This is a genomic window from Falsiroseomonas oryziterrae (assembly GCF_021864505.1).
GTDB lineage: Bacteria > Pseudomonadota > Alphaproteobacteria > Acetobacterales > Acetobacteraceae > Falsiroseomonas > Falsiroseomonas oryziterrae.
This window is the reverse complement of record NZ_JAKJIB010000142.1, coordinates 1-9,382: the sequence shown is the minus strand read 5'-3', so window position 1 is coordinate 9,382 and position 9,382 is coordinate 1. Positions and strand designations below refer to the sequence as shown.

Sequence of the window (9,382 nt, the reverse complement as noted above, 5' to 3'; positions counted from 1 at the left end):
GCTCGGGCCGCTGCCCGAGCGCGTGAGCCGCGTCGCCGCCCGCCCCGGGCGCCTGTTCGTGGAGGCGCCGAGCTTCTCCCGCCGCGACCTGGCCGAGCAGATGGCGGCCCGCATCGGCGGGCGTGTGGAGGCCATCGGCCCGCGCGGGCGCGAGACCTTCCGCGTGCGTATCGGGCCGCTCGGAAGTGTAACGGAGGCCGATCGCGCGCTTGAGGCGACCCGGCGCGCCGGCGTATCCGAAGCCCGGATCCTCGTGGACTGATCGCGAGTCGCGGTCAGGGGCACGGGGCAGGGGGTTGCCCGGCGGGGGCGCGGTCATGCCGCGAGGGTGCCGGGCGATCCGGAGAGGTGGGGGCCGCAATGCGCCGTCGTGACATGATGCTGGCCGCCGCGGGCGTGACGCTCGCGAAGCCGGCTCTCGCCCAGCAGCGGCCCCAGCAGGGCCAGCAGCCGCGCCAGCCGCGCCAGCCGGCGCCGCCGCCCTCCACCCCGGCCTCCAGCCCGCTCGGCCCGGTGGACACGGCGGCGCGGCAGGCGATCCTGATCGACTTCGACACCGACGCGGTGCTGCTCCACAAGAACGCCGAGGAGCGCATGCCGCCCTCCTCCATGTCGAAGCTGATGACGATGTACGTCGTCTTCGACCTGCTGAAGGCGGGCCGCCTTCGCCTCGATCAGACGCTCCCGGTCAGCGAGCGCGCCTGGCGCATGGGCGGCTCCAAGATGTTCGTCCAGATCGGCAGCCAGGTGAGCATCGAGAACTTGGCGCGCGGCGTCATCGTGCAGTCGGGCAACGACGCCTGCATCGTGCTGGCGGAGGGCATCAGCGGCTCCGAGCAGCAATTCGCCGAACTGATGAACGAGACCGCGCGGCGCATCGGCCTGCGCAACTCCAACTTCCGCAACTCCACGGGCTGGCCCGATCCCGAGCACCGGATGACGGCACGCGACCTCGCGACGCTCGCCAAGCGCATCATCCTCGATCACCCGGAATACTACCGCTTCTACAACGAGCGCTCCTTCCGCTGGAACGACATCACCCAGGAGAACCGCAACCCGACGCTCGCGCGCGTGCCCGGGGCGGACGGCCTCAAGACCGGCCACACGGAGGAGGCGGGCTTCGGCCTGACGGCCAGCGCGATGCGCGGCGGGCGCCGCCTGATCCTGGTCGTCAACGGCCTGCCCTCGATGCGGTCGCGCGCCGAGGAGAGCGAGCGGCTGCTCGAATGGGGCTTCCGGGAATTCGACAACGTCACGCTGTTCCGCGCGGCCGAGACGGTGGAGGAGGTACCGGTCTATCTCGGCACGCGTCCGACCGTGCCGCTGGTCGCCGGCCGCGACCTGGTCGTCACGCTGCCGCGGCAATGGCGCCGCGGGCTGCAGGCGCGCGTGCGCTTCGACGCGCCGATCCCCGCCCCGGTCAGCAAGGGGCAGGAACTCGGGCGCCTGCTCGTCTCGGGCCAGGGCGTGCCGGAGATGGACGTGCCGCTCATCGCGGGCGCCGATGTGGACCGCCTCGGCCTCATCCCGCGCATCCCGGCGGTGATCGGGCGCTGGTTCGGCGCCTGATCGCATGACCGCGGCCCGCTTCATCACCCTCGAAGGCGGGGAAGGGGCCGGGAAGTCCACCCAGGCGAAGCGCCTTGCCGCGCATCTGGCGGACCAAGGGATCCCCGTGCTGCTGACCCGCGAGCCGGGCGGCTCCGCCGGCGCCGAGGCGATCCGCTCCGTGCTGCTCAACGGACAGGGCTTCGACCCGGTCGCCGAGGCGATGCTGCTCTTCGCCGCGCGGCGCGAGCATCTCGTCGCCACGATCCGGCCGGCGCTCGCGGCCGGGATGTGGGTGATCTCCGACCGCTTCGCCGACTCGACCCGTGCGTACCAGTGTCATGGCCAGGGCGTGCCGGGCGACGTCTATCGGCGGCTCGCCGACCTGGCGCTGGAGGGCTTCGCGCCGGACCTCACGCTGATCCTCGACATCCCGCCCGAGGCCGGGATGGCGCGCGCCGCCTCGCGCGGCGTCGCCGCCGACCGCTACGAGCGGCTCGATGCCGCCTTCCATGCGCGGGTGCGCGCCGGCTTCCTGGCGATCGCCGCCGCCGAACCCGCGCGCTGCGCGGTGCTGGATGCGTCGGGCGGGCCGGATGAGGTCTTCGCCGCGGTCACGCGCACACTCAGGGACCGGCTCGGCGTCGGCTGATGGCGCGCGCCCCCAAGCCGGTCGAGTTCGAGGAGGACGAGGACCTTCCGGTTCGCGCCAATCCGGATCTCCTCGGCCACCTCAACGCCGCCGCGGCGCTCGAAGCCGCGGCGCGGTCTGGCCGGCTCCCGCATGCCTGGCTGGTCTGCGGGCCGCCGGGGATCGGCAAGGCGACGCTCGCCTATCGTTTCGGCCGCTGGCTGCTCGCCGGCGGGCCGGACCAGCCCCCCGCGCCGGGTGCGGCGCCGCTCGCCCTCGATCCCGCGCACCCGGTCTTCCGGCGCATCGCCGCCGGCAGCCATGCCGACCTCCGCGCGCTGCGGCCGGAGGCGGCGACCGGCGTGACCAAGGCGATCCGCGTGGACGACGTGCGCGCCGCGATCCGCTTCCTCGCCATGACGCCGGCAGAAGGCGCCTGGCGCTTCGTGCTGGTGGACCGGGCCGAGACGATGCGGCCGGAGGCGGCGAATGCGCTGCTGAAGACGCTCGAGGAGCCGCCGCCGCGCGCGGTGCTGATGCTGACGACCGCGGCGCCCGACCGGCTGCTGCCGACGATCCGCAGCCGCTGCCGGCGCCTCGACCTCGGGCCGCTCACGCCGGCCGACACCGCGACGCTGCTGCAGCGCCTGCGGCCCGACCTGCCGAAGGCCGAGCGCGAACGGCTGGCGCAGGTCGCGGAAGGCTCGCCCGGCCGCGCGCTCGAACTGCTGGAGGGGGAGGGGCTCGCCATCCAGGCGCTGGTGGATCGCGTGCTGGCCGCGCTCCCGGAGGGCAACCGCCGCGACTGGCACGCCATCGCCGAGGCGGTGGCACAGAAGCGCGACGGCAGCGGCTTCACCACCTTCATGGCACTGCTGCGTCGGGAGATCTCGGCGGCGGTCCGCGGCGCGGCGCAGGCGCGCACGCCGCCGCCCTGGCTCGCTGGCCGTTCGCTTGCCGAGTGGTCCACCCTGTGGGATAGCCTCGGGCGCCTCGCCGCCGAGACGGATGGCCTGAGCCTCGACCGCAAGGGGGCCGTGCTGACCGCCCTCGGATGGCTCTCCCCGCCGCGGCGCTGACGCGGCGGCCAGACCGGAAGAACCCGAGACCGTGCCCGACCCGGCGTCCCCTTGGCGGCCCTGCTTCATCACCACGCCGATCTACTACGTGAACGACCGGCCCCATATCGGCCACGCCTACACCTCGCTCGCTGCCGACGTGCTGGCGCGCTGGCGGCGGCTGGAAGGGCGCGACGTGTTCTTCCTGACCGGCACGGACGAGCACGGGCAGAAGGTCGAGAAGGCGGCGAAGGATGCGGGGATGGACCCGCAGGACTTCACCGACCAGGTGAGCCAGCATTTCCGCGACCTCGCGGTGACGATGGGCTTCTCCAACGACGGCTTCATCCGCACCACCGAGGACCGCCACAAGCGCGCCTGCGCGGCGCTGTGGGAGAAGCTGGCCGCGAATGGCGAGATCTATCTCGGCCATTACGAGGGCTGGTACGCGGTGCGCGACGAGGCCTTCTACGGCCCCGACGAACTCACCGAGCGCGACGGGGTGAAGTACGCGCCCTCCGGCGCGCCGGTGGAGTGGGTGCGCGAGCCCTCCTACTTCTTCCGCCTCTCCGCCTGGGCCGACCGGCTGCTGAAGCTCTACGAGGACAACCCGGACTTCATCCTGCCGGCGAGCCGCCGCAACGAGGTGATCGCCTTCGTGAAGGCGGGGCTCGGCGACCTTTCGATCTCCCGCACCAGCTTCCGCTGGGGCGTGCCGGTGCCGGGCGACGACGCGCATGTGATGTATGTCTGGCTGGATGCGCTGACCAACTACATCACCGCTGCCGGCTATCCCGATGATCCTGCAGCTTTCGAGAAGTGGTGGCCGGCCGACATCCACTTCGTCGGCAAGGACATCCTGCGCTTCCACGCGATCTACTGGCCGGCCTTCCTGATGGCGGCCGGCCTCGCGCCGCCGAAGCGCGTCTTCGCGCATGGCTGGTGGACCAACGAGGGGCAGAAGATCTCGAAGTCGCTCGGCAACGTCATCGACCCGGTGGCGCTGGTGGACGAGTTCGGCCTGGACCCGATCCGCTACTTCCTGCTGCGCGAGGTCCCCTTCGGCCAGGACGGCGATTTCTCCCGCGCTGCGCTCATCGCGCGCAACAACGGGGAACTCGCGGATACGCTGGGAAATCTTGCAAACCGAACGCTCTCGCTGATCCAGCGGAACTGCGAAGGCCGGCTGCCGCCGCCTGCCACGGTGCGCGACACGGATCAGCTCTTTATCCAGGAACTGAAGGTTCTGCCGACGGAGGTCAGGGTTCGTCTCGACAGCCAGGAGTTCCACCTGGCGCTTGACGCGATCATGGCTGCCGCACGGTCGGCGAACGGCTACATCACCGTCCATGCGCCCTGGGCCCTGAAGAAGACCGATCCGGCCCGGATGTTGGAAGTGCTGCGCCACCTGCACGACGCGCTCCGCGTCTTCGCCACCGTGCTGCAGCCCTTCATGCCGACGACGATGGCGAAGCTGCTCGACCAGCTCGGCGTGCCGGAGGAGGCGAGGGGGCTCGGCGCGCTCTCGACGCCCTTGCCCGGCGGCCTGGTCCTCCCGCCGCCGGCGCCGCTCTTCGCGAAGATCGAGGCGGGCGCCTGATGCTCGTCGACTCCCACTGCCACCTCGACCATTTCCAGGGGCAGGAGCAGGACGAGGTGGTGGCGCGCGCCCGCGCCGTCGGCGTCGGCCAGATGGTCACCATCGGCACGCGGCTCGGCGCCCAGGCCGCGACGGTGCGCGACATCGCCGACCGCCATGGCGTCTTCGCCACCGTCGGCATCCATCCCCACAACGCCGGCGAACGTGAGCCGCCGGAGGTGGACGAGATCCTGCGCGAGGCCGACCACCCGCGCGTCATCGGCATCGGCGAGTCCGGGCTCGACTATTTCTACGACAAGGCCCCGCGGCCGATGCAGCAGGCGAGCTTTCGGGCGCACATCGCCGCCGCGCGCGCCTCGGGCCTGCCGCTGGTGATCCATGCGCGCGACGCCGATGCGGACGTCGCGGCGATCCTGGAAGACGAGACGGGGAAGGGGGCCTTCCCCTTCCTGCTCCACTGCTTCTCCTCCGGCGCCGAGCTCGCCCGCACCGCCATCCGCCTCGGCGGCTACGTGTCCTTCAGCGGGATCCTCACCTTCCCGAAGTCGGAGGAGAACCGGGCGATCGCGGCGGAACTGCCGGCCGAGCGGCTGCTGGTCGAGACCGACAGCCCCTACCTCGCGCCCGTGCCGCTGCGCGGCAAGCGCTGCGAGCCGGCCTATGTGGCGCATACCGCTGCGAAGCTCGCGCAGGTGCGGGGGATCGGGGTCGCGGCGCTGGCCGACCTGACGACGGCCAATTTTCACCGTCTGTTCCCGCGGTCCCGCGCGGCATGATGCGACGGTTTTCCCGTTCCGTTCTCTCCGGGCTCCGCGCCGGGTGATCCGCGTCACGCTCCTCGGCTGCGGCGGATCGGGCGGCGTGCCGCAGCTCGGCGGACCCGACGGACGCGGCAATTGGGGCGCCTGCGACCCGGCGGAGCCACGCAACCGTCGAACCCGGACCTCCGCACTGGTCGAGTGCAACGGACGCCGGCTGCTCATCGACGCCGGCCCCGACCTCCGCCAGCAACTGCTGACGGCCGGGGTGGGCTCCGTGGATGCCGTCGCCTTCACCCATGCCCATGCCGACCACGTCATGGGCCTCGACGAGCTGAGGATCGTGAACCGCAACCTCGGGGCGGCCCTCGACGCCTTCGGGACCTATGTGACGCTCTCGACCCTCAAGACGCGCTTCGACTACGCCTTCCACCCGCCGCCGGCCCAGGGCTTCTTCCGGCCCTCGCTGGCGCCCCGGCCGGTCGCGCCGGGGGAGGTGGTGGAGATGGGCGGGATCCGCGTGAAGGTGCTCCGCCAGGACCACAAGGTCATGGAGACCCTGGGCTTCCGGATCGGCCGCTTCGCCTACAGCACCGACCTGGTGGCCTTGCCCGAGGAGAGCTTCGCAGCGCTCGAGGGGCTCGACACCTGGGTGGTCGGCTGCTTCCAGCGGGCGCCGCATCCGGTCCATGCCGATGTGGCGTTGGTTGCTGCCTGGACCGAGCGGCTGCGGCCGCGCCGGACCGTGCTGACCCATATGGGCCTCGACATGGACTGGGCCTGGCTGCGCGCGAACCTGCCGCGCGGCATCGAGCCCGCGCATGACGGCATGGTGCTGGAGGTCCCGGCGGACTGAGACGGGCCGGCGCCGCGCCGGCCACGCCATCCACCGCCTTTCCCACAGCCTCCGTTCTTTCCATAATGTATCTTATGCGGCAAGCCGGCATGTGGATGAGGCGGGCGCGGAACGCCCGCCCCCCCCGGCCCTCATTGCCGCCCCTGCGCCGCCGGCGCCGGCGTGGGCGTGCCGGCCAGGCATTGCGCAAGCGACTCCCGGGCCAGGCGCTGGAGAATGCCGGGCGTCGTCTCCTCGGCGGCCAGCCAGGCGCGCGGACCGTCACAGGGCGACGGCGCGGCGGACTGAACGGTCGCCGCGGGCCGCGGCTCGGGCTGGGTCGCCATGGGCTGCTGCGCCTGCGCCGTACCGAGCGTCAGCGCGCCCAGGACGCCGAGCCGGATGCTGCGTCGGAACATGATCGCCTCCCGCGATGCGGCGGGCCTGCCGCGACATGATCTGACGCCCAGGCGGCGTCCGGCGTCCCGAAACAATGGCGAAACCTTCGCGAAGCGCCGGACCGCCCGGACCGCTTGCCCGCCGGCGCGCGCTGCGCGAGACGGGGCCGACCCTCCCGGAGCGCCCTGCCCCATGTCCGAATCCGCCGGCCCGGCCGCCGAACTCCTGCGCCTGCTCGACATCATGGCCAGGCTCCGGGCGCCGGATGGCTGTCCCTGGGATCGCGAGCAGGATTTCGCGACGATCGCGCCCTACACGATCGAGGAAGCCTATGAGGTGGCCGACGCGATCGGCCGCGGCCCGGATTTCCCGGCGCTGCTGGATGAACTCGGCGACCTGCTCTTCCAGGTCGTCTATCACGCCCAGATGGCCTCGGAACGCGGCGAATTCGGCTTCGCCGATGTCGCACAATCCATCAACAACAAGATGATAAGACGTCATCCTCATGTATTCGGTGAGGCCGAACAGCGCTCCGCGGCGGCCCAGACCGTCGCCTGGGAGGCGCAGAAGGCAGAGGAGCGCGCCCGCCGGGCGGAGACCGGGACGCTCGCCGGCCTGCCGCATGGCCTCCCTGCCCTCACCCGCGCGCTCAAGCTGACCCGGCGCGCCGCCCGCGTCGGCTTCGACTGGCCGGAGGCCGGGGCCGTGCTGGACAAGCTGGAGGAGGAGGCGGCGGAGCTGCGCGCCGAACTCCCCGCCGCCGACAGGGCGCGGCTGGCGGACGAGGTCGGCGACCTGCTGTTCGTGCTGGCGAACCTCGCCCGGAAGCTCGATCTGGACCCGGAGGCTTGCCTTGCCGCCGCGAATGCGAAGTTCGAGCGCCGCTTCTCCGCGGTCGAGCGTCGCCTCGCCGCCGAGGGCAAGGCACCCCAGGATGTCGGTCTCGAGGCGATGGAGGCCGCCTGGCAGGCCGTGAAGGCCGGGGAGCGCGACGGCGCCTGACCGCCTTGTAAAGCGGCTTTACAGTCGCGCCCCTCTCCAGCCGGCACTGTAGTAGCGCTACAATCAATGTCGTAGCGCTACGCTCCTCGCTGTGGATCGTATGCGGGAGCAGTGAAAGAAACGGGAACATCCGGTCTCGGGTGGGGGCCGCGCAGGCGAAAGCGCCCGGGCGGTCTCCCGCCCGGGCGCCATGCAGCATCGTCGGTCCGGCTGGCGCCGCTCCGTGCCGGCCGCTTCAGCGACCGGGCGGCACCCGCACCGTGTGGTCGAAGCGCGTCCAGCCGGGCAGCTGGGCCGCCAGGTTCACTTCCCGCCACTTCGGATGCCGCGGCGGCCGCAGGAACTCATCGAAGCGGGCGTGGAGCGCCTCCACGAAGCGGGCCACCTTCCGGTAGCGGTCGCTGCCGGGCGCATGCGCATAGACTGCCATCACCGCGCCGACCGCGATGGTCTCGACGGCCTCCTCCCCTGCAATCAGGGTCGGGTAGTCGGCCGCGGTGAGCGAGCCCGGCAGGTAGGTCTCCATCAGCGCCGCCGTCGGGCGGATCGGCACGAAGTGCAGCCCCGTCCCTGCCGGCAGGGTCGAGAACAGCCGCGCCGGCTTCCCGGCGATGAACATGAGGGCTGCGATCTCCCCGCGCTGGAGCCGGCCCATGGCCACCTCCTGCCGGTCATGCGCCAGCCGCACCCGCAGGCCAACCGCGTCGAAGACCAGGGCCGCGGTCATCGCGGTGCCGCTGCCCTCCACATCCACATTCACCACCTGCCCCGCCAGGTCCTCCAGCCGCTCGATCCCAGGGCGGGCGAGCAGGTGGATCTCCTCGTCGTAGAGCTTCGCGATGTAGCGGATCAGCCCCTCGGCCCCGCCGAGCAGCCGCTGGCGCCGGATCGAGGCCAGGGAATCGGACTGGACGATGCCGAGGTCCACGCCGCGGAGCAGGACGATGTCCTGCAGGTTCTGGAGCGAGCCCTTCCCCAGCATCGCCAGGACCCGAAGCTGGTTGCCGCTGTCGAGGACGGCGGAGAGGTCGGAGGCAATTCGGATGTAGGTGCCGTCGACCCCGCCGGCGATGATGCCGACGGTACCGGCATTCGCATCCGCGACGCGCTGCGGCAGGCTTTGCGCCTGGGCCGGTCCGACGGCGGCGGGGCCCACCGCCTGAGCCGTGGAGACGGCGGCACCCGCCAGCAGGATCCGACGTGACAGGACGGGCAGGTTCATGGCTCGGCCTCCAGGGTCGCGATTCGTGCGGCGGCATCTGCCGCGCCGAGCTGCGCCGCGCGGCGGTACCAGAGCAGCGCGGCCGCTCGGTCCGGCTGCGGCCCCATGACGCTGCCGCGCGTGAGCATGCGGGGATCGAAGGTCTCGGCCAGGGCGAAGGCGGCGGCCGCGCTCCCGCCCTCGGCAGCGCGCTCGAAGAACCGACGCGCCCCGGAAATGTCGCCGGCGCGCAACAGCGCGTCTCCGCGGCGCTGCATCGCCTCGAGCAGCGCGGGATCCGTGGCGGGGCGCGCCGGCGCCGGAACGGCAGGCGCAACGGGCGCGCGGAC

At 72.2% G+C, this 9,382-nt stretch carries 10 protein-coding genes and 1 pseudogene; 8 read left to right on the top strand and 3 right to left on the bottom strand.

Annotated features, from left to right (window positions below; all coding sequences use genetic code 11):
• The 7 genes from L2I40_RS12770 to L2I40_RS12740 all read left to right on the top strand — a co-directional run.
• A partial coding sequence (locus L2I40_RS12770; protein ID WP_237215341.1) for an SPOR domain-containing protein occupies positions 1-262 on the top strand: 262 nt, incomplete at its 5' end.
• Between the two features lie 98 nt (positions 263-360).
• Positions 361-1,569, top strand: coding sequence for a D-alanyl-D-alanine carboxypeptidase family protein (locus tag L2I40_RS12765; protein ID WP_237215340.1), 1,209 nt, complete (start codon positions 361-363; stop codon positions 1,567-1,569).
• A 4-nt stretch (positions 1,570-1,573) separates the two neighbouring features.
• On the top strand, positions 1,574-2,200 hold the full coding sequence (gene tmk / locus L2I40_RS12760; protein WP_237215339.1) for a dTMP kinase: 627 nt from the start codon (positions 1,574-1,576) through the stop codon (positions 2,198-2,200).
• Positions 2,200-3,258 carry a DNA polymerase III subunit delta' gene (locus tag L2I40_RS12755; RefSeq protein WP_237215338.1) on the top strand — a complete coding sequence of 353 codons (1,059 nt, stop codon included), beginning with the start codon at positions 2,200-2,202 and terminating at the stop codon, positions 3,256-3,258. Before tmk ends, L2I40_RS12755 begins: the two co-directional genes overlap by 1 nt.
• Positions 3,259-3,289: 31 nt before the next feature.
• Positions 3,290-4,837 carry a methionine--tRNA ligase gene (gene metG / locus L2I40_RS12750; RefSeq protein ID WP_237215337.1) on the top strand — a complete coding sequence of 516 codons (1,548 nt, stop codon included), beginning with the start codon at positions 3,290-3,292 and terminating at the stop codon, positions 4,835-4,837.
• The gene (locus tag L2I40_RS12745; RefSeq protein ID WP_237215336.1) at positions 4,837-5,613 is read left to right on the top strand and encodes a TatD family hydrolase; all 777 of its coding nucleotides are present in this window, start codon (positions 4,837-4,839) and stop codon (positions 5,611-5,613) included. The genes metG and L2I40_RS12745 overlap by 1 nt, the downstream gene beginning before the upstream one ends.
• A gap of 46 nt (positions 5,614-5,659) precedes the next feature.
• Positions 5,660-6,451 carry an MBL fold metallo-hydrolase gene (locus L2I40_RS12740; RefSeq protein WP_237215342.1) on the top strand — a complete coding sequence of 264 codons (792 nt, stop codon included), beginning with the start codon at positions 5,660-5,662 and terminating at the stop codon, positions 6,449-6,451.
• 131 nt (positions 6,452-6,582) lie between these two features.
• Here the strand turns inward: L2I40_RS12740 and L2I40_RS12735 are convergent, their stop codons facing one another.
• Positions 6,583-6,849 (bottom strand): hypothetical protein, encoded by a 267-nt coding sequence (locus L2I40_RS12735; RefSeq protein ID WP_237215335.1) that lies wholly within the window; start codon positions 6,847-6,849, stop codon positions 6,583-6,585.
• Positions 6,850-7,021: 172 nt separating this feature from the next.
• Here L2I40_RS12735 and mazG point away from each other — a divergent pair, with 172 nt between their 5' ends.
• The gene (gene mazG, locus L2I40_RS12730) at positions 7,022-7,831 is read left to right on the top strand and encodes a nucleoside triphosphate pyrophosphohydrolase (RefSeq protein WP_237215334.1); all 810 of its coding nucleotides are present in this window, start codon (positions 7,022-7,024) and stop codon (positions 7,829-7,831) included.
• A gap of 235 nt (positions 7,832-8,066) precedes the next feature.
• Here mazG and L2I40_RS12725 read toward each other — a convergent pair whose 3' ends face one another.
• A complete protein-coding gene (locus L2I40_RS12725) occupies positions 8,067-9,053 on the bottom strand; it encodes a TAXI family TRAP transporter solute-binding subunit (RefSeq protein ID WP_237215333.1) in 987 nt (328 codons plus the stop codon).
• Positions 9,050-9,382 (bottom strand): annotated as a pseudogene (locus L2I40_RS12720) (hypothetical protein); the annotation flags it as partial. The pseudogene L2I40_RS12720 and the gene L2I40_RS12725, both read right to left, overlap by 4 nt.

What these genes read in the sequence shown, in the direction of transcription:
- L2I40_RS12765 (WP_237215340.1), top strand. Translation starts at nt 361, where the DNA reads ATGCGCCGTCGTGACATGATGCTGGCCGCCGCGGGCGTGACGCTCGCG.
- L2I40_RS12745 (WP_237215336.1), top strand. Translation starts at nt 4,837, where the DNA reads ATGCTCGTCGACTCCCACTGCCACCTCGACCATTTCCAGGGGCAGGAG.
- tmk (WP_237215339.1), top strand. Translation starts at nt 1,574, where the DNA reads ATGACCGCGGCCCGCTTCATCACCCTCGAAGGCGGGGAAGGGGCCGGG.
- L2I40_RS12725 (WP_237215333.1), bottom strand. Translation starts at nt 9,053, where the DNA reads ATGAACCTGCCCGTCCTGTCACGTCGGATCCTGCTGGCGGGTGCCGCC.
- L2I40_RS12735 (WP_237215335.1), bottom strand. Translation starts at nt 6,849, where the DNA reads ATGTTCCGACGCAGCATCCGGCTCGGCGTCCTGGGCGCGCTGACGCTC.
- mazG (WP_237215334.1), top strand. Translation starts at nt 7,022, where the DNA reads ATGTCCGAATCCGCCGGCCCGGCCGCCGAACTCCTGCGCCTGCTCGAC.
- L2I40_RS12755 (WP_237215338.1), top strand. Translation starts at nt 2,200, where the DNA reads ATGGCGCGCGCCCCCAAGCCGGTCGAGTTCGAGGAGGACGAGGACCTT.